Origin of the sequence: Stutzerimonas stutzeri (genome assembly GCF_038561965.1) — a bacterium.
In the GTDB taxonomy this organism is placed as follows: domain Bacteria; phylum Pseudomonadota; class Gammaproteobacteria; order Pseudomonadales; family Pseudomonadaceae; genus Stutzerimonas; species Stutzerimonas stutzeri_AA.
In genome coordinates this window covers 3,459,975-3,482,268 of sequence record NZ_CP139348.1, presented here as the reverse complement: position 1 = coordinate 3,482,268, position 22,294 = coordinate 3,459,975, and the positions used below count along the sequence as shown (strand labels likewise).

At 59.3% G+C, this 22,294-nt stretch carries 28 protein-coding genes, 1 tRNA gene and 1 pseudogene; 16 read left to right on the top strand and 14 right to left on the bottom strand.

The features are described 5' to 3' along the window. Positions 1-16: 16 nt before the first annotated feature. From SM130_RS15940 to SM130_RS15930, 3 genes are all read right to left on the bottom strand, one after another. Positions 17-775, bottom strand: coding sequence for a hypothetical protein (locus SM130_RS15940; protein ID WP_102825080.1), 759 nt, complete (start codon positions 773-775; stop codon positions 17-19). Between the two features lie 73 nt (positions 776-848). Then, positions 849-1,550, bottom strand: a complete 702-nt coding sequence (locus SM130_RS15935) for a hypothetical protein (RefSeq protein ID WP_146029738.1) — start codon at positions 1,548-1,550, stop codon at positions 849-851. Between the two features lie 89 nt (positions 1,551-1,639). After that, positions 1,640-1,909: a hypothetical protein gene (locus SM130_RS15930; protein ID WP_014819552.1), complete on the bottom strand. Its 270-nt coding sequence runs from the start codon at positions 1,907-1,909 to the stop codon at positions 1,640-1,642. Positions 1,910-2,040: 131 nt separating this feature from the next. On the opposite strand from SM130_RS15930, the gene SM130_RS15925 reads away from it, so the two are divergent. The 13 genes from SM130_RS15925 to SM130_RS15865 all read left to right on the top strand — a co-directional run bounded on the left by SM130_RS15925 (position 2,041) and on the right by SM130_RS15865 (position 10,378). Next, the gene (locus SM130_RS15925) at positions 2,041-2,256 is read left to right on the top strand and encodes a hypothetical protein (protein ID WP_014819553.1); all 216 of its coding nucleotides are present in this window, start codon (positions 2,041-2,043) and stop codon (positions 2,254-2,256) included. Between the two features lie 39 nt (positions 2,257-2,295). After that, on the top strand, positions 2,296-2,634 hold the full coding sequence (gene pflM, locus SM130_RS15920; RefSeq protein ID WP_102825082.1) for a lysogeny maintenance protein PflM: 339 nt from the start codon (positions 2,296-2,298) through the stop codon (positions 2,632-2,634). A gap of 682 nt (positions 2,635-3,316) precedes the next feature. After that, complete coding sequence (locus SM130_RS15915; RefSeq protein WP_042926025.1) at positions 3,317-3,676, top strand: hypothetical protein; 360 nt, start codon at positions 3,317-3,319, stop codon at positions 3,674-3,676. 15 nt (positions 3,677-3,691) lie between these two features. Beyond that, positions 3,692-3,871, top strand: coding sequence for a hypothetical protein (locus tag SM130_RS15910; protein WP_015277798.1), 180 nt, complete (start codon positions 3,692-3,694; stop codon positions 3,869-3,871). After that, positions 3,868-4,083 (top strand): hypothetical protein, encoded by a 216-nt coding sequence (locus tag SM130_RS15905; RefSeq protein WP_015277797.1) that lies wholly within the window; start codon positions 3,868-3,870, stop codon positions 4,081-4,083. Before SM130_RS15910 ends, SM130_RS15905 begins: the two co-directional genes overlap by 4 nt. A 10-nt stretch (positions 4,084-4,093) precedes the next feature. Next, positions 4,094-4,303 (top strand): major capsid protein, encoded by a 210-nt coding sequence (locus SM130_RS15900; protein WP_102825083.1) that lies wholly within the window; start codon positions 4,094-4,096, stop codon positions 4,301-4,303. 148 nt (positions 4,304-4,451) lie between these two features. Then, positions 4,452-5,768 carry a virulence factor TspB C-terminal domain-related protein gene (locus tag SM130_RS15895; RefSeq protein WP_256044942.1) on the top strand — a complete coding sequence of 439 codons (1,317 nt, stop codon included), beginning with the start codon at positions 4,452-4,454 and terminating at the stop codon, positions 5,766-5,768. Further along, positions 5,768-6,094: a DUF2523 domain-containing protein gene (locus tag SM130_RS15890; protein WP_102825084.1), complete on the top strand. Its 327-nt coding sequence runs from the start codon at positions 5,768-5,770 to the stop codon at positions 6,092-6,094. The genes SM130_RS15895 and SM130_RS15890 overlap by 1 nt, the downstream gene beginning before the upstream one ends. 12 nt (positions 6,095-6,106) lie before the next feature. After that, positions 6,107-7,270: a zonular occludens toxin domain-containing protein gene (locus tag SM130_RS15885; RefSeq protein ID WP_102825085.1), complete on the top strand. Its 1,164-nt coding sequence runs from the start codon at positions 6,107-6,109 to the stop codon at positions 7,268-7,270. A gap of 168 nt (positions 7,271-7,438) precedes the next feature. Further along, on the top strand, positions 7,439-8,716 hold the full coding sequence (locus SM130_RS15880) for a hypothetical protein (RefSeq protein ID WP_045665926.1): 1,278 nt from the start codon (positions 7,439-7,441) through the stop codon (positions 8,714-8,716). Beyond that, a complete protein-coding gene (locus tag SM130_RS15875; RefSeq protein ID WP_102825086.1) occupies positions 8,716-9,723 on the top strand; it encodes a phage integrase in 1,008 nt (335 codons plus the stop codon). Before SM130_RS15880 ends, SM130_RS15875 begins: the two co-directional genes overlap by 1 nt. Positions 9,724-9,767: 44 nt before the next feature. Beyond that, positions 9,768-10,082, top strand: a complete 315-nt coding sequence (locus tag SM130_RS15870; protein WP_102825087.1) for a type II toxin-antitoxin system RelE/ParE family toxin — start codon at positions 9,768-9,770, stop codon at positions 10,080-10,082. Positions 10,083-10,087: 5 nt separating this feature from the next. Next, entirely contained in the window at positions 10,088-10,378 is a 291-nt protein-coding gene (locus SM130_RS15865) for a helix-turn-helix domain-containing protein (protein ID WP_003302338.1), read from the top strand. A 100-nt stretch (positions 10,379-10,478) separates the two neighbouring features. On the opposite strand, the gene SM130_RS15860 is transcribed toward SM130_RS15865, so the two are convergent. The 4 genes from SM130_RS15860 to metG form a co-directional block, all read right to left on the bottom strand. After that, positions 10,479-10,552: transfer RNA gene (locus SM130_RS15860), tRNA-Gly, on the bottom strand. An 80-nt stretch (positions 10,553-10,632) separates the two neighbouring features. Further along, positions 10,633-11,325 carry a pseudouridine synthase gene (locus SM130_RS15855; protein WP_102825088.1) on the bottom strand — a complete coding sequence of 231 codons (693 nt, stop codon included), beginning with the start codon at positions 11,323-11,325 and terminating at the stop codon, positions 10,633-10,635. Then, positions 11,315-11,527: a cysteine-rich CWC family protein gene (locus SM130_RS15850; RefSeq protein WP_102825089.1), complete on the bottom strand. Its 213-nt coding sequence runs from the start codon at positions 11,525-11,527 to the stop codon at positions 11,315-11,317. The genes SM130_RS15855 and SM130_RS15850 overlap by 11 nt, the downstream gene beginning before the upstream one ends. Positions 11,528-11,587: 60 nt before the next feature. Further along, entirely contained in the window at positions 11,588-13,633 is a 2,046-nt protein-coding gene (gene metG / locus SM130_RS15845) for a methionine--tRNA ligase (RefSeq protein ID WP_102825090.1), read from the bottom strand. Between the two features lie 180 nt (positions 13,634-13,813). Between metG and apbC the strand changes: the two genes are divergently transcribed. Continuing rightward, the gene (gene apbC, locus SM130_RS15840; RefSeq protein WP_102825091.1) at positions 13,814-14,908 is read left to right on the top strand and encodes an iron-sulfur cluster carrier protein ApbC; all 1,095 of its coding nucleotides are present in this window, start codon (positions 13,814-13,816) and stop codon (positions 14,906-14,908) included. Between the two features lie 102 nt (positions 14,909-15,010). On the opposite strand, the gene SM130_RS15835 is transcribed toward apbC, so the two are convergent. Next, entirely contained in the window at positions 15,011-15,220 is a 210-nt protein-coding gene (locus tag SM130_RS15835) for a cold-shock protein (protein ID WP_003282211.1), read from the bottom strand. 329 nt (positions 15,221-15,549) lie between these two features. Between SM130_RS15835 and dcd the strand changes: the two genes are divergently transcribed. Next, the gene (dcd, locus tag SM130_RS15830; RefSeq protein WP_102825092.1) at positions 15,550-16,116 is read left to right on the top strand and encodes a dCTP deaminase; all 567 of its coding nucleotides are present in this window, start codon (positions 15,550-15,552) and stop codon (positions 16,114-16,116) included. 125 nt (positions 16,117-16,241) lie between these two features. Here dcd and SM130_RS15825 read toward each other — a convergent pair whose 3' ends face one another. The 5 genes from SM130_RS15825 to SM130_RS15805 are packed head-to-tail and all read right to left on the bottom strand — an operon-like array spanning position 16,242 to position 20,347. Beyond that, the gene (locus tag SM130_RS15825) at positions 16,242-16,838 is read right to left on the bottom strand and encodes a cytochrome c3 family protein (RefSeq protein WP_014819698.1); all 597 of its coding nucleotides are present in this window, start codon (positions 16,836-16,838) and stop codon (positions 16,242-16,244) included. A gap of 10 nt (positions 16,839-16,848) precedes the next feature. Further along, positions 16,849-17,337 carry a nitrate reductase cytochrome c-type subunit gene (locus tag SM130_RS15820; RefSeq protein ID WP_003282215.1) on the bottom strand — a complete coding sequence of 163 codons (489 nt, stop codon included), beginning with the start codon at positions 17,335-17,337 and terminating at the stop codon, positions 16,849-16,851. Positions 17,338-17,348: 11 nt separating this feature from the next. Continuing rightward, complete coding sequence (gene napA / locus SM130_RS15815) at positions 17,349-19,853, bottom strand: nitrate reductase catalytic subunit NapA (RefSeq protein WP_102825093.1); 2,505 nt, start codon at positions 19,851-19,853, stop codon at positions 17,349-17,351. Then, complete coding sequence (locus tag SM130_RS15810; protein WP_102825094.1) at positions 19,853-20,107, bottom strand: chaperone NapD; 255 nt, start codon at positions 20,105-20,107, stop codon at positions 19,853-19,855. The genes napA and SM130_RS15810 overlap by 1 nt, the downstream gene beginning before the upstream one ends. 60 nt (positions 20,108-20,167) lie before the next feature. Further along, on the bottom strand, positions 20,168-20,347 hold the full coding sequence (locus tag SM130_RS15805; RefSeq protein ID WP_102825095.1) for a periplasmic nitrate reductase, NapE protein: 180 nt from the start codon (positions 20,345-20,347) through the stop codon (positions 20,168-20,170). A 198-nt stretch (positions 20,348-20,545) separates the two neighbouring features. On the opposite strand from SM130_RS15805, the pseudogene SM130_RS15800 reads away from it, so the two are divergent. Further along, positions 20,546-21,722, top strand: a pseudogene (locus tag SM130_RS15800) (MFS transporter). A 15-nt stretch (positions 21,723-21,737) separates the two neighbouring features. Here SM130_RS15800 and SM130_RS15795 read toward each other — a convergent pair. After that, on the bottom strand, positions 21,738-22,232 hold the full coding sequence (locus tag SM130_RS15795) for a SprT family zinc-dependent metalloprotease (RefSeq protein WP_102825096.1): 495 nt from the start codon (positions 22,230-22,232) through the stop codon (positions 21,738-21,740). Positions 22,233-22,294 lie beyond the last annotated feature (62 nt).

Sequence of the window (22,294 nt, the reverse complement as noted above, 5' to 3'; positions counted from 1 at the left end):
AGCCGACATTCGTTGTTTAGCCCATCGGATTAAAGCTACTAGCCGCTCCGCAATAGCGCGTCTTCATTCGGTCGCTATGATCTTTGCGGTCGCTGTCGAAGCGTGCCCGCCATGCACGGCATTGCTCATGGAAGTGCTGTTTGGCGGCTTTGCGGCATTCGCGGTAGTCGATTGAGCCTCTGCGGTGGTTGGCGCATACGCTGGTTCCGTCGATGTAGTTATTGACGGCAACCCACTCCGCTAAATAGTCGATGCCGCCATTCCAGCCCTTGATCCATTTCGACGTACGTTCTCGGCTTACCGACCGCGACTTGGGTGCGCTAGTGGTGGGCGTTGCTGCAGCAATGCGATGGACTGCGGGCGGGGTGTAGGTGCTGGCCGGCTGCTTGGGCGTGTAGTTGCTATCGTTGAACGATGTTTGGCGCTGCTGTAGCGCTCGGGCGGTGCCTTCTTCGAACCAGTCAATTTCTTCCTGGGTCAGCGGTCGCTGCTGGGGAGCTGGTGTTTGCTCTGCTGCTGGGGCTTCGTAGCTTGCAATGGAAGGCTGGCTAACCTGCTGCATGGGCTGCTCAGGCTCTTGGTTAAACCAAGGCTTACCGCCGACATGGATGCCTTGTTTGATCTGGTTTACGTCCAGCACGACCGGCTTGCCGAACGTAAATGCCAGTGCTGACAGCAGCGCGGAACCGATACCTAGGATCGCCAGGAACCGCCAGGGGCTAGGCTTCTTTCTGTTGCGTAGGTAATCGGGTGCATCATCCCAGTCTGATCTCATCACGCCTCCCTGCTCAGTGATCGGGGTAGTTAAATAAGTCTGTCCCCTTTTTTCACTTTCTTCATTTGCTAAATTATTTCGTGAGCTTCCCTATTCTCTTGGTTTCGCCGGTAAATCCTGAACTGTCAATTTGAAAGATTCTTACTTTGCCGTTGAGGACGCCCGTCTCTGAGTTGAAGCCAATCGATACGGCTTTGTCACCATAGATCTCGATGAGGGCTTCTTCTTTTCCCAAAAGAAAATAAGAGCTTTTGTCAGCTGCTTGCCTGTGGCCTATCGTGTATACGGATAGGGTTATTAACATAGAATAGAACAAAAATTCTTTTGCTATTTTCGATGTGGAGCTGTCTTGTTCAGTATTGAGGTGATCATGTAGCCGTTCTGGCTTGTAAAGGAGCCAATAGCTATACCCTGCTGTTAATAAAAACAGCGCAAGACATAACCATAAGGCTGTGTAGATTCCTGCAAACAAGAAAAGTATTGAGAGGAAGGTGGAGGGGATCAGCGCAATGCAGATAGATGATGTTAGTTTTCCGCCTCGGTCGGACAGTTTTTTTAATGTGGTAAAGAATTGCCAAAGTGAAAATGCGCTAATTAAAATTAGCGATAATGCAATAAATATTTTGTTTATATCGATATATATTATGCTGTAAGGGACTCCGTAGTATGAAATGAATCCCGCTTCGAATATGAATGATAGCGCCACCGAAATAACGGGGAGGCAACTGATAAGGAAGGTGTTGGATCTCAGAAGTTGGGATAATTTTTGATTCACTGATACATCCCTGTTAGTTCGCAATGCCATTGTCTGGCCAATTCATTTCGCTGGGGCATACCATCGCCTAGCTACTTTCGCTGTAATCGCTATCCCGCGTTTTGATTGGACAAGTTTGAATTAGCTTCATCGTACTGAGGGCTAGTTTGACCCGATTCCGGGGCAATTTGACCACTGGCGATCCATAACGCGTAGCTAGGGAACAGCTTCACCAGCACCTCAACCTCTTCCGTGCTGATGCGAGCCTTGCGGTGGCGGAGATTCTTCCACCGGCTCCAGGTGATATCAGATTGCCTTACTAACTCGTCGAGCCCAGCCTTATAGATCAAAGCTATAGCTCTATCCTGTATTGATTCCATAATCGTCTATGCAATGGAGGGTTCAATAGTTGAACTCTGAATCTGAACTGATAGACTTTGCTCAGGGTTCAATAATTACACCGCGGATTTGCCCCTTCGGTGTTACTGACACGAATAGTGACGGAACGAGCATGGAACTGGAAGAGCTAGAACCTTCAAAGCTGATCGCCCCACAGCAGGACGTGGAAACCGTCGAAGCCTGGGCGGAACGCAACGGCCTGACATGCTCCATGGCCCGCGCCTGGGTCTACCGGGGCGTACTCCCCACCGTAAAGCTCGGTAAGCGCCGCATGATTAACAGTGCGCTGCTGCGTAGCTGGCTGCTGGAACAGGAGTGGACCGCATGATCCGCACCGCCTACGGAAAGCCAGGGGAGGGGATGACCTATGCAGAAGCCGGCCAGCTATCAACGCCTTCCGCACGCCCAGGACTGCGACTGCTCTGTCTGCTGGTCCAGACGCGAAATGGTGAAACCCGATCTCTCCCGGTCCACACCCTGCGCCCTATGCCGCCCCGCGTCTGCGCGGCCGATTCGCACGTTGCAAATGGGCTGCGTCGGTGGAATCTGGAAGCCTCTGCGCTCGGAGTGGACAGTGGAACCGGCCTTTATCTGCGAGAAGCACACGCCACCCGCCCGCCCCGCGAAGTGGTGGAGCGTTATCTACGACTCGGGCAAGCCAACGCCCTACGTGCCGATTCACGCACCGTTCGAGCTGGTGGGGTAGGGCGTAAGCGGATGCAGGTTCGTATCGCGTCGCCTAATTGGCATGAGATTGGCCGAGAGCTGACCGTTGGCGGGGAGCTGTACGGGCACGTCACCTATCGCCGCGATGTTCCTCTGTTCATTCCGTTGGATGGTAGCGAGCCAACGAAACACCGGTCCCTCGTCGAACTGCGTCGGTATGTCGCTGAGCGTTATCAGGCTGAGCGCGTGGCCGAAGAGGTCCAGGGCCGCGCTCCCGGCTCGTCGGATCACGCTTCACCGATCCGGCGAACGGAAGCACGGGCGGAGCGCACCCTTGACCCTGCACGAACCGAAACAGCCTTCGCTCGTGAGTGCGGGAGCGCTTTTCCCTCCCGCGCTCCCGAGCCCTCGGCGGCAAGAGCGGGATGACAAGGGCAGAGCCCTTGGTGTTAAACAGCGTTGCGGATGATCAATTAAATTAATGTTTGCTCAGATGGAAAGTGTCAATTCAGCACTATTCGTCTCATTAAAAAATGAAGTATTGAATCTTTTAATACTTGATAAATAGTTGTTCCAAGAGCGTTTAAATACAGCTATAGATAACCCGCAAGCCAAGTAACAAGCCGGTCGCAGTGAAATTGCTTTTTCACTCGTTCGGGATCGCTCGGCCTGCAGAAAGCAAAGCAGCGCAATAAAGCGCAACTAGAGAGAGGAAACCCAAGATGGCACGTTCGACTATGGAAGTTGCATTTCTCGGCACTCAACGCTTCGACGGTGAAGCGGGCCAGAAGTACATCAAGGTCTTCTACGGCGATGAGCCGGACGGCAAGACCGAACACGGCCTGTCGATTATCGGCATGGCAGCAGCGGACGAAGTAGCCGACGAAATCTTCGCAGCCGGCGCCAAGTTCGAGCCGCTGCAACTGGTGCGCATCCACTTCGAGATTGCCCGTGGTGGCCAGAACAAGGGCAAGAATCTGGCGCTCCAGCTCGAAGCCGTCCAGACCCGCGCCGCTGCCGAAACCCCGCGCACCCCAGCTCAACCCCAGGCCAAAGCTGGCGACCCGGCCAAGGCCAACTAACCGGGAGGGGCGGCCATGCTGATCGATGATCGGGTGTACTGCGACTGCTGCGGCAACGACATGGGCAAGCTCATGGCGCTGCCCGCGCCGCAAAGCGACCTGCTGCCGGACCTCAGCCTGCCGCCCCACTTCGCCGTCTGCCCTGACTGCGAACCCTCCGAACAACCCGCCGACCTTGAGCAGGCCGGCGAATGAATTTCCTCGCCTGTGACGGTGACTGGCTGCAAGGCGCCGATGGCTCGCCCATCTGCTCCGGCTCGCTGGTCGCGCTCACGGTCGAGGAAATGCAAAGCCTCTACGGCTCTGCACTCACCTGGGACCAAGTCTCCGAGCTGCAAGGCGAAGCGATTGTTCTGTTCGCCACCGTGTTCGGCTTCCTGGTCCTGAAAAAAGCCCTGAAACAGTGAGGTATCACCCATGCAACTGAACAAGCACTTCATCAAGAAAATCGGCCTCGGCGCTGCCGTTGCTCTCTCGGCTGTAGCCGGCTCCGTCTACGCGGCCGTCCCGGCTGAAGCCACCGCGGCGCTGGATACCGCCGGCACTGACGTTGGAACCATCGGCTGGGCGGTGTTCGCGGTGATCATCGCCGCGATGGCGTTCAAGTACATGCGCCGCGCCCTGTAACGGGAACCGCGCACTGCATGTGCCGAAGCAAACAAACCCCGCTCCGGCGGGGTTTTCTCTTCCAGGGAAACGCCATGAGCTACGAACTGTACGTCCTGATCCTCACCACCCTGGCGTTTTATCTCGTGTTTTTTGGGCGGGTGTAATCATGCGATCAATCTGGATCTGCGTCCTGTTCATCACTGCGTTAGTGCCAGGGCTAGCAGGGGCTGAAGAGTTCTTCTGGAGGGTGAACTACTCGGGTGGCGTACCCAAGCCGACGCCGCTTGAGTCGTGCAAAGTAGTAAACGCCAATGTCAGCTACGTCAGCAAAATTGATGACGCGCGATATGACTGTCATCAGTACAACGGCCCGGTTCTTTTTCAAACGCTTCGTTATGCGATCAATTGCACCACAGCTCAGCAGTGGGATTGGGATCTAGGGCGCTGCGTAGATGCGCCAGCGCCCAACCAATGTGAGACCACGAACGGCCAGACAGTCAGCCACGAACACCTGATGAAGGCCTCAGTAGGCCAGCCGACTATTGACCCTCCGGGGTCTGTTTGCGGCAACGGCTGCCAGTACGCCTTCACCTATACACCGGCTTCCAACGTCTACGTCTACAGCAGCGGCAATCCGCCCGGCGTGTTCGGGGTGTACTCGTACAGCGGAAACGGCATCCAGTGCAGTGAAAGCACGCTGCAAAGTCCGGGTAATCCCACGGCGGGCGACACGCAGAATCCCGACGACACACCGCCCCCGGATACTGATAACAAGTGCCCTGCGGGTTACACCTATAACGGCACCTTTTGCTCCCCAAATACGCCGCCGGATCCTAATCCCCCGACAGACCCGAGCGACCCAGCCGACCCTAATGATCCCGACGATGGTTCGGGTGGTGGTGGTTCGGGTGGCGGCAGCTCGGGGGGCGGATCTGATGGCGGTGGATCTGGCGATGGGGGTGGAGATGGCGACGGCTCCGGTGACGGTGACGGCTCTGGGGATGGTGGCGGTGGATCAGGCGGTAGCGGTTCAGGAAATGGCGGGGGTGAAGGCGAAGGCGAGGACGAAGATAGTAAGTCCAGCGTCGGCGGCGAGCCCTGCGATGCGGCCCTGAGTTGCGAAGGCGATGCGGTCCAGTGCGCCATCCTCCGCCAGCAGAAGGCGCTGCGCTGCCATGCCGAAGAGCAGGCCGATTTTCAGAAACACGAATCCGCCATCGAATCGGCCGTCCAGGGCGACAAGTTCAAGCTCGAAGAAGGCGCTGAAATCGAACTGCCGTCTTTCATCAACCAAGGCACCCGTTTCCTTCCTTCTAGCTGTCCCGCTGCAGAGACTTTCACCTTGCGCACTGCTGGAGGGCGCTCTTTTGAACTCAGCTATGAGCCGCTTTGCCGCGCCGCCAGTGACCTGAGCGGCCTGTTCGTGGCCGTGGCTACCGTTCTCGCTGCCCTGTACGTGGGCCGCGCCGTAGGAGGCCAATAATGCAGTTTCTATTCATCGTGCAGATGCTCGTCATCATCCTCGGTCCGCTGGTGAAGATGGTGCTGAAAATGATCGGTTTCGGCTTCGTCTCCTATGTCGGCTTCAACCTCATCATCGGCCAGGCGCAAAGCTACCTGTTCGGCCTGATGGGGGATGTCGGGCCGGTGATCCAGGGGGTTCTCGGGCTGGCCAAGTTCGATGTGGTGGTGAACCTGTATTTCGCCGCCATCTCGACGCGCTTCATGCTTGCCGGGATCGACAAGGCAACCGACCGTCGCCGCAATCAGGTCTGGCGCAAGCCGGGCGGCACCTCTATCGACGCATAAGGAGGCGCCGTCATGCTCGTTATCCGTACCGGCAAGCCCGGCCATGGCAAGACCCTGAACACTATTCGTGAAGTGGACCAGAAGGCCCACGCCGAAGGCCGTGTCGTCTACTTCCACAACATCAACGGCCTCAAACCCGATCAACTGCAAGCGCAGTGGTTCGAGTTCGAAGATCCTGAAAAGTGGTTCGAGCTGCCCAACGACTCGATCATCGTCGTGGACGAAGCGCAGGGCTGGTTCGGCTCACGCGATCCCAGGGCGCGGCCACCGGAGCACATCACCCGCTTCGAGACCATGCGCCACCAGGGCCACGAAGTGCACCTTGTTACCCAGGACCCGCGCTATCTGGATGTGCACCTGCGCCGCCTGTGCAACACCCACATCCACTACTGGCGCGTTTTCAAGTCCGCTCAGCTGCTGCGCTTCGAGTCGGAAGTGGTGGTGGAAAAGGTCGAGCTGAAAACCAGCTTCAAGGATGCCGACAAGAAGTCGCTGCGCCTGGATAAGCGCTACTTCGGCGCCTACACCAGCAGCAACGCCAAGCACCACTTCCAGGCCAAGGTGCCGACCAAGTTCATCCTGGCCATCTGCGTGCTAATCGGTGCAGGCATCCTCGTCTACCGCGCCTATGAACGCTACAACACCGAGAAAGCGCAAGCCGCGACAGCCAGCAGCGCGCCGGCCGGCAGCATGGTCGATCAGGTGCGGGATACGGTCGGCGCCTTCATCCGACCCAGCGCCGGCACCGAACAGGCCGCACCGATCACCGTCGAGCAGTACCTGGGCAAGCGCGTGCCCAGGGTGCAGGACCTGCCGGCATCGGCGCCGGTGTATGACGCACTGACCGGACCGCAGACCTTCCCGAAGCCCGTGTGCATCGCCACCACCGATCGCGACCTGATCGCCCGCAACTACAAGCGCATGCAGGTCGGCGACAGCGATGAAGGGCTGACGGGGTGCCGGTGCAACACCCAGCAAGGCACGCGCCTGGATGTGTCGTTCGGCTTCTGCATGTCGGTGGTGCAAAACGGCTACTTCGACGACACCAAGCCTGATCCACAACCACCACAAGCGCCCATGCAGGCCAGCAATCCGCCTCCAGCATTTGAGCGGGCGGTCGCCAGCGGCCTGCAGTCAGCCCCTAAAGGCTCGTCCGTGGTCGTGGTGCCCTATTAGAAGGGGAAATTCCTGTGGTGATGACCGTCAGCGCGCGTGCGCTCCGCGCTCTTTGCACGCGCGGCGAGGCACGAGCCGGCGTGCAAACGCGCGCGCTGACGTCCCTGTAACACGTCAGATAAACCCAACTGGACAGTGTCAATTCGTTGCAATTTGGAGCAGAAGAAGATGAGCGTTAAAGACCAAATTCGTGTTGATCAGAACTTTCAGGAAACCCCAACCGGGCGACTGTTCTTCGATAGCCATTCGGCCAAGCTGACTGACCTGTCGGGCGTTCGCTTGCTGCGTTGCGGCGTCGATACGGTCCGCCAGCTGTACCGAGGACTGATCCGGCCGGAAATCATGGCGCTGTTCGAGAAACCGGGCGTCATGGTCGAGTTCGCCGGGGAGTTCTGGCACGCCGGACGGGTAGGGCGGGACTCGGGCTACCAGTACAAGCTGCAGAACGCTGACCTCGGGTTCATCCTGCTCATCAAGAACTTCAACGCCAAGCTCGAGAACATTGGCCCGCACTTGAAAATCGAAGTGTCACCGCACGCGATCGACGCGCTGTCGCCTGAGCGTTTGCAAGAGCGGATGGACTACTACGCCGCAGCCGTGATGACACACCGCGAACGCAACCAGTGCGCTGTCCATCTGGCGTTGGATCTCCAGGGCTGGAAGCCTCCTGTCGATCTGGTGGCACGCCTGCACTGTCGCGCGCGGACGCACCGGGATATTTCCGGTATCAACGAGATCAACTGGGCGACCAAGTCCAGCGTCTACGGTCGGGGCGAAACGTCCATGTTCGGCTCGGCTGGTGGCGTTCAGCTCTGCATCTACAACAAAACCGAACAGGCCCGCGCGACCGATAAGCTCGACTTCTGGGAAAGCGTCTGGCGTCGCCGGGATTCGTTCGATGCGGCCGATCCTGATAACTACGATCCTGAGGCGGACGTCTGGCGGGTCGAGCTGCGCTATCACCATTCGGTCATCCAGCAGTTCGCCAGCGGGTCGATCAGTGCCAAGACCGGCGAGGCCATCGAGACGGATTCGTTTGCGGCGTTCTCCGCTCACTTGGACGGCCTGTGGCGCTACGGGCTGTGCCAGTTCAAGTTGCTGCATCGCCCTGGGCAGTACGAGCCGATCTGGACGCTTATGCGTGATGACGTGCGGGTCGACGTGGCGGTCGATTCCCTGGTCGATGAAACGGAATACAAGCGCTACTACAAGACCTCACGGGGCTTCTCGGGCAAGAACGTGGAGCTATTCCTGGGAAACTTCGTAAGCCTGCTGGCACGGGAGCGAGTGGGCGCTAAAACCGCATTTGATCGACTGAAGGAATGGGAATGCTGGCCGGTCATTCGTGACCACTACGCCGCCAAGGATATGAGCGAGCGTGATCTATACAAGCACATCAAAACGTTGCTTCAAGAGCGTCACGTTCGATGGGGTAGAGCAGTCTGATGGCGATCCAGCAGCTCTCTGACGGTCGCTGGCGGGTCGATGTTGAGCCGGTCAAGGGCAAGCGGTTTCGCAAGACGCTGAAGACCAAGGCCGAGGCAATGCGCTTCGAGGCGACCTGTCGAGCCAAGTGCAGCGAATCCAACGATTGGGCACCGCGGCCAAAGGATAAACGCAGGCTGTCAGAGCTGGTCGAGCTGTGGTTCGATCTCCACGGCGTCTCGCTCTCCGATGGCGTTCGGCGTGTGGCGATCCTGCGGGCGTGTGCAAAGGCGATGGGCGACCCGATAGCTCGTATGGTCGATGGTGCGAAGATCGCCGCCACACGCGCGCGTTGGATGTCAGCTGGCGTCACCGGCAAGACGGCGAACAATCGCCTTGGCTACCTGAAAGCGGTTTACAACGAGCTGCACAAACTCGACGTGATCGACTATCCCTGTCCGTTCACACGTATCCGTCCGGTTCGGTTGCAGGAACGGCCCTTGGCCTACCTGACCAAGCCGCAGATCTCCGAGCTGCTCGATGCACTCCAGGCGCGGACCACGTCTCCGCATCCGGCGATGGTGGCGCGGATCTGCTTGGCGACCGGGGCGAGGTGGGGTGAGGCTCAAGCGCTTCGACCGGAGCGGATTCGAGGCAATGCCCTGGTCTTCGCCAATACCAAGTCCAAGCGGGTGCGGATGGTCCCGGTAACGCCGGAGCTAGTCGGGGCGATCAAGAAGCACTGGCAAACCTACGGGCTGTTCACCAACTGCATCGGCGTGTTTCGGCTGGTCCTGCTCTCGACCTCGATCAAGCCACCACGCGGACAAGCAAGCCACATCCTGCGCCACACGTTCGCAGCCCACTTCATCATGGGCGGTGGCCATATCGTGACGCTGAAGGAGATCCTGGGGCATGCCTCGCTGAATATGACGATGAGGTATGCGCACCTTGCGCCGGAGCATTTGCATGATGCGATTAGGTTGGGGCCGTTGGCCGGCATCACGTTACCGCTCGCCAGCCAGTAATCGAATCAATTGAAGGAGGTGCGCCACTGGCGTACTATTCGTTTATGATCTTTATCGAGACACCGATCTTCACCAAGCGCCTGCGGGATCTGCTTAGCGATGACAGCTACGCGGAGTTTCAGCGGCAACTGGCCGACCGGCCCGACATGGGTGATGTGATTGAAGGTACTGGCGGCATTCGCAAGGTTCGCGTTGCGTCTGGCGGTCACGGTAAGCGGGGCGGGTCCAGGGTCATCTACTACCACTTCACGGCGGCTTCGCAGATCGCATTACTGCTGATCTATCCGAAGAACGAGAAGGACGACCTGACGGCAGACGAGCGCAAGGTGCTCAAGCAAATCATCGATCGGTGGAGGTAATCACCATGAGCAAATTCTTCGAAGACCTTCTGGAAAGCGTCCAGCAGATGGACGAAATTCACCGCGGCGAACGTCAACCCTCGCGGGAATTCGTCGTCGACTCGCTGCAGGTGAAAGAGATCCGCAAAGCAACCGGGCTGACCCAGGCCAAATTCGCAGCGATGATCGACGTTCAACTGGGTACGCTGCGTAACTGGGAACAAGGCCGACGCGAACCGACCGGACCAGCAAAGGCCCTGCTGCGTGCCATCCATAACGATCCGAAGCACGTCATCCAGGCGCTTTCTTCCGTCTGATCACAGCCTGTACGGCTGGACCTTTTCGACACTTCTTCGACACCACCAAAAGCCAGAAACGGAAAAGCCCTGTAAAAACAGGGCCTTAACGTTAGGTGTCTGGAGCGGGCGAAGGGAATCGAACCCTCGTCATGAGCTTGGGAAGCTCAGGTAATGCCATTATACGACGCCCGCGCAGGGGTGCCTTTTTACCAGAAGGCTTGGGTGAAATGAAGGGCGGCACCGGGTTTTTCTGGCGGGCAGGCGAAAAGGCCTCAGATTTGCGCGATTTCGTGCTCTGTTAGTGCTCGATAACAGCCTGGCGACAGTGCCGCGTCCAGCGTTAGAGGGCCCATGCTTTCGCGATGCAGGGCGGTGACCTTGTTGTTGAAGCGGCCAAACATGCGCTTGACCTGATGGTAGCGGCCCTCATGGAGGGTCAGGCGGGCGCGGTGTGGGCCGAGCAATACGAGCTCGGCGGGCAGGGTGGTGAGATTCTCGAAGCGAAAGTGCATGCCTTTGGCAAAGGCTTCGACGCACTCTGGATCAATCTCGTCTTCGGTTTCAACCAGGTAGACCTTGCCCTGCAGGCTGGTCGGTTGGGTCAGGCGGCGAGACCACTGGCCGTCGTTGGTGAGTAGCATGAGGCCGGTGGTGTTGAAGTCGAGGCGCCCGGCGATGTGCAGGTCTTGCTTGTCCGGTTCGTCGATCAAGTCCAGCACGGTGCGATGCGTCATGTCCTGGGTGGCGCTCACGCAGCCTGGTGGTTTGTGCAGCATCAGGTAGGCCGCCGCTTTCCCTGCCTGCAGCAATTCTCCATTCAGCTCGATGCGATCGAAGACGCGGATTTCCAGATCCATTATCTGGCAGGCTTCGCCATTCACCTGCACACGGCCTTTTGCGAGCAGGCGTTGGACGTCCTGTCGGCTCAGGCGTGCGCGGTTGGCGAGGTAGCGATCAAGGCGCATCTGGAGTGCCGGATTCGCCACGGGCGCAGCGGGGGCAGATGCAGACTTGGTTCCTGAGTGCGGCGGGCATACGCTCGAGTGCCTGCGCTGGAATTGGTGTTGTGAAGCACCAGCAGGGTTGGGATGCGGCAGGGTCGCACTCGCCGCACTGATTGGGCTGGCCACAGAGCGGGCAGCGTGAAGCTTCGACAGGCTCGCTCATGGCGTTTCCGTAATGGCGTCGGCCTTCGCGAGCCGGATCAGTGATCCGGCTCGCGAAGGGTTACATGACGCGTTGGCCTGGCTTGGCGCCGTTATCGGGGCTCAGCAGGTAGATATCGCTACCGCCAGGGCCAGCCGCCAGCACCATGCCCTCGGACATGCCGAACTTCATCTTGCGCGGCGCCAGGTTGGCGACATAGAGAGTCAGGCGACCTTCCAGTTTGCTTGGGTCCGGATAGGCGCTCTTGATGCCGGAGAATACGTTGCGCTTGGCATCGCCTATATCCAGGGTCAGGTGCAGCAATTTGTCGGCGCCTTCGACGAACTCGGCCTTCTCGATCAGCGCAATGCGCAGGTCAACCGCGGCGAAGGCATCGAAATTGATTTCCGCGGCGAGCGGCGCGTTGATCAGTTCGCCATTGCCTGCGGGAGTGACGGCTTCGGTGGACTGCGCGGCCAGGTCTTCCTTGGATGCTTCGATCATGGCCTCGATCTTCGCCGGCTCGATGCGCGTCATCAGCGGCGTGAAGGCGTTGAGCTGATGGTTGGCCAGCAATGTCTGGTGATCTTCCCAGCCCAGCGGATCGATATTCAGGAACTGCTCGGCTGCGATGGCAAGGTTCGGCAGCACGGGCTTCAAGAAGATCACTAGCTGGCGGAACAGGTTGACGCCGAAGGCGCAGATTTGCTGCACCTCGGCCTGCTTGCCTTCAACTTTATTCAAAGCCCAGGGAGCCTTGTCGGCGATCCACGCATTGGCACGGTCGGCCAGTCCCATGATTTCACGCATCGCACGTGCGAAGTCGCGTGCTTCATAGGCCTCGGCGATGCTTGGCGCCGTTTCCTGGAACGCCGCCCACAGCTCGGGCTCGGGGTTGGCGTCGACCATCACGCCGCCATTGCCCTTGTGGATGAAACCGGCGCAACGACTGGCGATATTGACCACCTTGCCGACCAGGTCGGAATTGACCTTCTGCACGAAGTCTTCGAGGTTCAGGTCGAGGTCGTCAACGCCGCGGCCTAGTTTTGACGCGTAGTAGTAACGCAGGTATTCCGGGTTCAGGTGATCGAGATAGGTGCGTGCTTTGATGAAAGTACCGCGCGACTTAGACATCTTCTGCCCGTTCACAGTCAGGTAGCCGTGCACATTGACGGCGGTCGGCTTGCGGAAGCCGGCGCCTTCGAGCATGGCTGGCCAGAACAGGGTGTGGAAATTGATGATGTCCTTACCGATGAAGTGATACAGCTCGGCGGTGGAGTCCTTGCTCCAGAATGTATCGAAACTCAGCTCCGGGCGGCGCTTGCAGAGGTTCTCGAAGCTGGCCATGTAGCCGATCGGTGCATCCAGCCAGACGTAGAAGTACTTGCCCGGCTCACCCGGAATCTCGAAGCCGAAATAGGGTGCGTCGCGGGAGATATCCCATTCCTGCAGCCCGCCGTCGAGCCACTCGGCGATCTTGTTGGCGACCGACTCCTGCAGCGCGCCGCCGCGGGTCCACTGCTTGAGCATGGCCTCGAAGTCCGGCAGCTTGAAGAAGAAGTGCTTGGAGTCCTTGAGTACCGGCGTGGCGCCGGAGATCGCTGAGCGCGGGTCTTTCAGTTCGGTCGGCTCATAGGTGGCGCCGCATTTCTCGCAATTGTCGCCGTACTGGTCTTCGGCAGCGCACTTCGGGCAGGTGCCCTTGATGAACCGGTCGGCGAGGAACATGCCCTTTTCCGGATCGAAGTACTGGGTGACCGAGCGCGTGGCGATGTGGCCAGCATCGCGCAGGCGGGTATAGATAAGCTCGGCCAGCTCTCGGTTTTCGTCCGAATGGGTGGAATGAAAGTTATCGAAGTCCACCAGGAAGTCAGCGAAGTCACCGCTGTGCTCGGCCTGCACGTTGGCAATCAGTTGTTCGGGCGTGATGCCTTCCTTTTCGGCGCGCAGCATGATCGCCGAGCCGTGAGCGTCGTCGGCGCAGACGTAAATGCACTGGTTGCCGCGCAGCTTCTGGAAGCGCACCCACATGTCGGTCTGGATGTACTCGAGCATGTGGCCGAGGTGGATCGAACCGTTGGCGTAGGGCAGGGCGCTGGTAACGAGAATCTGGCGAGCTTCGGACATGGGAAATCTGCAGTCGGAATTGCGAAGGAAAGTCTGCAACTATAAAGGTCCGGCGCGTATTTTTCATCCGCGCTGCCCCATCGCCGTCTGCAGCACGTGTTGCCCGGCCATCGGTGGGCTCGGAACTCGCGGGCGGGGTAAGATGCCTGTCTGATTTGCTCGGTCTTTCTAGGAGTAACCATGTCCGTCACCCGTGAAGCTGTGGAAACCGTACTGCGTCAGTACACCGATCCCCATTTGAATCAGGATCCGGTAAGCGCCGGTTGCGTGCGTTCGATCGAGGTACAGGGTGATCGAGTCAGCGTGCAGCTGGAGCTGGGTTACGCCGCCGGGCTGTTTCGCAGCGGATGGGCGCAGCTACTGGCCATGGCGATCGAGCAGCTGGAAGGCGTCAGCCGCGCCGATGTGCAGGTCGATTGCCTGGTACGTGCACACAAGGCGCAGGACCAGGTGCCGGCTCTGGCGAATGTGAAGAACATCATTGCCGTGGCATCCGGCAAAGGTGGCGTCGGCAAGTCCACCACGGCCGCGAACCTTGCTTTGGCGCTTGCGCGTGAAGGCGCGCGGGTTGGCGTGCTGGATGCGGATATCTACGGCCCGAGCCAGGGCATCATGTTTGGTATCGCCGAGGGTACTCGCCCAGAGATTCGCGATGGCAAGGCGTTCATCCCGCTGGAGGCTCACGGGGTGCAGGTCATGTCGATGGCGTTCCTGTCTGACGATAAGACTCCGATGGTCTGGCGCGGGCCGATGGTGTCTGGCGCGCTGCTGCAGTTGATTACCCAGACCGCCTGGAACGATCTTGATTACCTGGTGGTGGACATGCCGCCGGGCACTGGCGACATCCAGCTGACGCTGGCGCAGAAGGTTCCAGTGACTGGCGCAGTGATCGTGACCACGCCGCAGGATCTGGCCCTGCTCGATGCGAAGAAGGGCGTCGAGATGTTCCGCAAGGTGAACATTCCGGTGCTCGGTGTGGTGGAGAACATGGCCATCCATATCTGCTCCAATTGCGGCCATGCGGAGCATCTGTTCGGCGAAGGCGGTGGCGAAAAGCTGGCGGCGCAGTACAACGTCGATCTGCTGGCATCGCTGCCGTTGTCGATGGCGATCCGCAGCCAGGCGGATGCAGGCAAGCCGACAGTGATCGCCGATCCGGAAAGCCAGATCGCCATGATCTATCAGGAAGTGGCGCGCACCGTCGGTGCCCGTATCGCCCAGAGTGGGCAAATCATCGCGCAGTCGATGCCGAAGATCGTGATTTCCGAGGACTGACCCGTAGGGCGGTGGCGTTAAGCGTCGCCGCCTGACTCCGGCGATAAATCGCAGGCATAAAAAAACCCCGCCGAAGCGGGGCTTTTTCAGAGAAGACTCAGGTTAGATAACCTGAACTTCCTCAGCTTGCATGCCCTTCTGGCCGCGGGTAGCGACGAAGGAAACTTGCTGGCCTTCTTTCAGGCTCTTGAAACCGTCGCCTTGGATGGCGCGGAAGTGTACGAAGAGGTCGTCACCGGATTGCGGAGTGATGAAGCCGAAGCCTTTCTCATCGTTGAACCACTTAACGGTACCGGTTTGGCGATTGGACATTTGATGTCTCCTTGAACCAAGTTTTAAAAAATAAAGTGCGGACTGAAAAGGTCCGAACATCACTGTGTGCAAGGAGATAGGAGTCGTATCGATATTTGGATCGAAATCTAAACATGTAGCGATTCACGGTGACACATGCAGCAGCAGCCCAGTAACAATACCTTTTTTCTGGAGCAAAGCGAGCTTTATTTTGCATTTCTTCGCCAGGTGGCATCGCTCGGGTGTGAAGAGCTCTGCGTCGCGCATGGTGGCCATGCTTTAACACGCGCACGAGGGTCGGTAAGATGCGCGTCTTCGCACGCCATATTCAACTAATCAGGACGCCAGCCATGAGCATCAAATCGGACAAGTGGATTCGCCGCATGGCCCAGGAACACGGCATGATCGAACCCTTCGTCGAGCGCCAGGTGCGCACCGAAGGTACTGATCGGCTGATTTCCTACGGTGTCTCGAGCTACGGCTACGATGTGCGCTGCGCCGATGAATTCAAGGTGTTCACCAATATCAACTCCGCGACGGTCGATCCGAAGAACTTCGACGAGAAGAGCTTCGTCGACGTCAAGAGCGACGTCTGCATTATTCCGCCGAACTCCTTTGCCTTGGCGCGTACCGTCGAGTACTTCCGCATCCCGCGCAACGTGCTGACCATTTGCTTAGGCAAGAGCACCTACGCGCGCTGCGGCATCATCGTCAACGTCACGCCGCTGGAGCCGGAATGGGAAGGGCATGTGACCCTGGAGTTTTCCAACACCACAACGTTGCCAGCGAAGATCTACGCCAACGAAGGGGTGGCGCAGATGCTGTTCCTCGAGTCCGATGAAGAGTGTGAAGTGTCCTACCGCGACCGCGGCGGCAAGTATCAGGGGCAGCGGGGCGTGACGTTGCCCAAGGCCTGAAGATCATCAGCGCCTGAGACGAAAAAGCCCTGGCCAATGGCCGGGGCTTTTTTATTGAGCAGCTGCCTGCTCCGTGGAGCATGGAATGGCGCTCGTCCGGCGAACCGGGCGAGCGCTTCCTTTATTTACCAGCCTGGCACGCCCCTCATGTCCGGCAGTTTGTGCGCGATGCCTTTGTGGCAATCAATACAGGTTGCCTCACCGCTGGCCAGAGCAGTGGAGTGAAACTCGGACGCTCGCTTGCCCTGACGTGTGAAATCCATGTAGCCGAAGTCATGGCAGTTGCGGCACTCGAGTGAATCGTTGGCCTTGAGCCGTGCCCACTCGTGTTCCGCCAGCTCTCGGCGCTTGTCGAGGAACTTCTCACGGGTGTTGATGGTGCCGAAAATCGTGCCCCAGACTTCCTTAGAAGCCTGCATCTTGCGCGCGATCTTGTCAGTCCACTTATGCGGCACGTGGCAGTCCGGGCAGGTTGCTCGGACACCCGAGCGGTTGCTGTAGTGGATGGTGTCCTTGATTTCCATGTACACGTTGTCTTCCATCTCGTGACAGGAGATGCAGAAGGCTTCGGTATTGGTCACTTCCAGAGCAGTGTTGAAGCCACCCCAGAAAATGATGCCCGCGATAAACCCGCCAAGGGTCAGCGCACCCAGACTGTAGTGAACACTAGGCCGCCGTAGCACGGCCCAGTAGCGTTTGAAAAACGACTTGATCGACTTCATTCAGGCCCCCTCAGTTTCCGGAAGTGGATGGTGAGGTTTCCCGATACAGCAGCTCATCGATGTTTTTGAAGCGGTTTTCCACCAGCGGCTTCACATCGTGCTGTGGCACGTGGCACTGCGTACAGAAGTAGCGGCGCGGTGCGACAGCGGCCAGGGTCTGGTGATCGCGGTCGGTGTAGTGGGTGATGCTGATCATGGGCGCCTGCGCGCGTGCACTGTTGGCCCTGCTGTGGCAGCTCAGGCATTTGTTGGCGTTCTTGTCGACGTGATAGCCACGGATGCTGTGCGGGATGGTCGGCGGTTGCTCCGGATAGTTGCGCTCGCGTCTGATGTCCTTGTTTTCCTCGTCATGCAGCTTCGGCGGGGTGAATTCCTTGGTGATGGTCCCGCCCGGACGGCGACCGTCCGGAGCCGGTGCATCCAGCGGATAGTTGGTTTCGGCGGCGATGGCCAGTCCGAACACCGCGAGCAGGGTCAGCGGCAGTAGGCGAAATTTCATGGCGGTTCTCCTCAGGCGATGCTGACCACTTCGATCTTCACGGCGCATTTCTTGTAATCGGTCTGCTTGGAGATCGGGTCGGTGGCGTCGAGGGTGACTTTGTTGATCAGCTTGTTGGCGTCGAAGAACGGCACGAAGATCAGCCCCATCGGTGGCTTGTTGCGCCCACGGGTCTCCACCCGCGCTTGCATCTCACCGCGCCGGCTGATGACCTTCACCACGCTGCCCCGGCGCGCATTGAGCTTTCGCGCATCCTCGGGATGCATGTAGACGAGCGCGTCGGGCACCGCTTGATGTAGCTCGTCGACGCGCTGGGTCATGCTGCCGGTGTGCCAGTGCTCAAGCACCCGCCCAGTGCTGAGCCAGAACGGGTATTCCTGATCCGGTACTTCGGCGGGTACGTCGTAGGGCAGGGCGAAGATGATCGCCTTCTTGTCGCCGTAGCCGTAGAACTGCACCTCGCTGCCGGCTTCGACATAAGGATCGTAGCCTTCACGGTAGCGCCATTGGGTTTCCTTGCCGTCCACCACCGGCCAGCGCAAACCGCGGGTTTCGTGGTAGGTCTCGAACGAGGCGAGGTCGTGGGCATGGCCGCGACCGAACTCGGCGTATTCCTCGAACAGCCCTTTCTGCAAGTAGAAACCAAAGGCCTCGGCCTCGTGGTTCGCGTAACCCTCAGTGATTTCGTCACTGGGGAACTTGTCGACCTGGCCATTCTTGAACAGTACGTCGTACAGGGTTTTGCCCTTGAGTTCCGGTGACTTGCTTAGCAGCTCGGCCGGCCACACCTCGTCGACGTTGAAACGCTTGGAGAATTCGACCAACTGCCAAAGATCGGAGCGCGCTTCGCCAGGTGCGGTGACCAGCTGGTGCCAGAACTGGGTCCGGCGTTCCGCATTACCGTAGGCGCCTTCCTTTTCGACCCACATCGCGCTGGGGAGGATGAGGTCGGCGGCCTGGGCCGAAACGGTAGGGTAGACGTCCGAGACGATGATGAAGGTTTCCGGATTACGCCAGCCCGGCAGGATTTCCTGCATGACGTTGGGACCGGCCTGCATGTTGTTGGTCACCTGGGTCCAGTAGACCTTCAGTACGCCGTCCTTGAGCTTGCGGCTCTGCTCCACGGCGTGGAAGCCGGGCTTCTCCTGAATGGTGCCTTCTGGCAGTTTCCAGATCTTCTCGGCGATGGCGCGGTGCTTGGGATTGGCGACCGCCATGTCCGCAGGCAGGCGATGGGAGAAAGTACCGACCTCGCGCGCGGTGCCGCACGCCGAAGGCTGGCCGGTGAGCGAAAAGGGGCTGTTGCCCGGCTCGCTGATTTTTCCGGTGAGCAGGTGGATGTTGTAGATCATGTTATTCGCCCAGACACCGCGGGTGTGCTGGTTGAAGCCCATGGTCCAGAACGACATGACCTTGACCTTCGGGTCGGCGTAGAGCTCGGCCAGGGCCTGAAGCCGCTCGGCCGGTACCCCGGATTCCTTCACGGCGTATTCCAGCGTGTAGGTTTTCAGGAACTCGGCGTAGTCCTCGAAGCTGATGTCGGTCCAGGTGTTGGCCACCGCAGCATTCTCGGCTTTGAGTTCAAGCGGGTCGGTCGGGCGCAGACCGTAGCCGATGTTCGTCGCGCCTTTGGCGAACTTGGTGTGTTTCTCGATGAAGTCTTTGTTAACCGCACCGCTCTGGATGATGTGGTTGGCGATGTAGTTGAGGATCACCAGGTCGGTCTGTGGGTTGAAGATCATCGGGATGTCGGCCAGCTCGAAGCTGCGATGCTCGAAGGTCGACATGACCGCGACCTTGACGTTCGGCGCACTGAGGCGGCGGTCCGTCACGCGGGTCCAGAGCACGGGGTGCATCTCCGCCATGTTCGAGCCCCAGAGCACGAAGGCGTCGGCCGCCTCGATGTCCTCATAGCAACCCATGGGCTCGTCCATGCCGAAGGTGCGCATGAAGCCGAACGCCGCGGATGCCATGCAGTGGCGCGCGTTGGGGTCGATGTTGTTCGAGCGGAAACCGGCCTTCATCAGCTTGTTGGCAGCGTAGCCCTCCCAGATCGTCCACTGCCCGGAACCGAACATGCCGATGGCTTCAGGGCCTCCCTTCTTCAGGGCCGCCTTGTACTTTTCTTCCATGATGTCGAAGGCCTGGTCCCAAGTGACCGGCTGGAATTCGCCCTGCTTGTCGAACTTGCCGTCCTTCATGCGCAGCAGCGGTTGGGTCAGGCGATCCGACCCGTACATGATCTTTGACAGGAAGTAACCCTTGACGCAGTTGATGCCGCGGTTCACTTCGGCTTTGACATCGCCATGGGTGGCCACGACGCGATTCTCGCGGGTGGCCACCATGACGCCGCAGCCCGTACCGCAGAAGCGGCAGGGGGCCTTGTCCCATTTCAGGTTGGTAGCATCGGCTTCGGTAACCAGATTGCTCGCGGTTGAAGCGATCGGCATGCCGGCCACGGTTGCAGCGATGGCTGCAGCGTTGGCTTTGGCGAATTGGCGTCGGGTAAGGCTCATCAGGCGTCTCCTTCGAGGAGTTCTTCGTGATAGATCAGTGCGGCATTGAGCACGCCAGGCAATTGCTGGATGTGGTCGATCGCGGCAAGGATGCGTGACTCGTGCTCGGCTTCCAGAACCACCACCAATTTGCCGTTGGTGTTTTCCTGGTGCAGCTCGAGTCCGGGTAGCAGTTGCAGGTTGGTCTTGACCGCGGCCAGCCACTCGGGGCGGCAGTGCACCAGCAGGCTGGCGATATGCAGGGGGGTTCCCATCACGTAATTCCGTTTCCGTTGGCAGCAGGGCAAAGCCCGATTGTATTGGCAGCGTGCGACTTAAGCCGGACCTGGCGGTCCGAAGATCATCTGCACGATCCACACGGTGAAGCCGTAGCCGCTGACCAGTAGCACACTGAGGATGGGAAACAGGAAAACGATCAGAAAGACGAAGAGGCGAGTTTCGTCCCGTTTGATCGAGGTGGGGGTGGCGCTGGTGTCCTTCGGCGTTACTGTCATTGTTCTACTCCGACTGGCATACAAGGATTCTAGTCAGAGACTGACATGGGGCAATGCTCGTTTCGACCTCAGGCTTCGATTTGCCCCTTATAAGCGATCGACGGCTCGCTTCGGACGCTCTGGCATGCGCCATTCACCTGACTGTGCTAGTTTGCGCGGCTTTTTTGCCGGGCCATGGAGCTCGGGAAGAGGTTCGTGATGATCGTCGACAGCGCTCACCTCAAGCGTGGCACTGCCGCCTATCGGCGGGCAACGCTGGCACTGTTCTGTGCCGGCTTCGCAACGTTCGCCCTGCTGTATTGCATCCAGCCGTTGCTACCCATGCTGGCGAAGCATTTTGCCGTGTCTGCGGCCAGCAGCAGCCTGGCGCTGTCGTTGACGACCTTGTCGCTCGCGCTCTGCCTGCTTATCTCGGGTGCGCTTGCCGAAAGCTGGGGCCGTAAGCCGGTGATGGCCGCTGCGCTCGGCTTGGCCAGCCTGCTCGGGCTGGCCAGTGTGCTGGTCGAGTCCTGGCAACTGTTGCTGGTATTGCGTGCATTGCTGGGCCTGGCGCTCAGTGGTCTGCCGGCACTGGATGGCTTATGTCGGCGAAGAGTTCGAACCCGAATCTCTGCCTGCTGCGATGGGGCTCTACATCGGTGGCACGGCACTGGGTGGAATGCTCGGGCGCCTGCTTTCCGGATTGCTGAATGACCTGGGGGGCTGGCAGCTGGCCCTTGGTGGCATCGCTTCGCTGGGCCTGCTGGCGCTGGCGTTGTTCGTCTGGTTGTTGCCGGCGTCCCGGCATTTCAAGGCACAGCCGCTTTCGCTGCGTATTCTTCTGGCGAACTTCCGCCTGCATCTGCGCAACCCGACATTGCGCAGCCTGTTCGCGCAGGGCTTCCTTTTGATGGGCGGTTTCGTTGCACTGTTCAACTACATCGGCTTTCGTCTGGCTGGCGAGCCGTTCGGCCTGTCCTCCACGTTTATTGGTCTGCTTTTTGTGGTCTACCTGGGCGGCATCTTCAGTGCGGGATGGGCTGGGCGTCTGGTGCCGCGCTTCGGTGCGCGACGGGTGTTGTGCGGTGGTGTGGCGCTGGTGCTGCTCGGTGTGGGCCTGTGTGCGACCCCCTGGCTGGCGGCTATCATGCTTGGGCTCGCGCTGTTCACTCTCGGTTTTTTCGCCGCGCATTCGGTGGCTAGCGGGCAGGTTGGTAGCCACGCCAAGGGCGCGCGGGCGCAAGCATCGGCGCTGTACCTGTGTGCGTACTACCTGGGCTCGAGCGTGGTTGGCTATGGCGCAGGATACGTCTGGGATCACGCCGGCTGGTTGCCGCTGATGGCGTTGTTGGCGGGGTTGTTCGTCATTGCCGGCTGGCGGGCGAGGGCGCTTTAGCGCGGCTTGGCCAGATTATTCGCGGCGCTGTTCGCCGGTGAACGATAGGGTCGTCTTGCAACGGCGGCAGTAATAGCGTCGGCCCTTTGCCACGAGTGCGTGGCGTTGGGCAGTGAAGTCAAAATCCTGGTCCACGCAGCTGCAGCGATAGACATAGCGGGTGCCGGCTCGGCGACGAATGGCATAGGTATGGCAGCGGTCCGGCGGCAGCTCGTACACGCCCCGCATGATCAGCTGCCATTCTTCCCCGTGCGGCTGGATGCCCGAACCGAACATCTGATGCGCAACCAGATGCGCCACCTCATGGGCGACGGTCTGGCGCAGGAAGTGCTCGGTGTTCTCCCGATACAACTGTTCGTTGAAGCGCAGCAGATTTCGCTGAAGGTGAGCCACACCGGCCTTCTGGCCGCGCAGCTTGAAGCTCACCTCGGGACGCAGGAAGCGTCGGGCGAAAAACTGCTCGGCCAGCACATAGCAGGCTTCGACGCGGGCATTGAGATGCTCGGGCATTTGGGCAACTCCTGAGAGCGCCGCATTATGCCAAACCGCGCCAGGCCGAACAGTATCGGTTC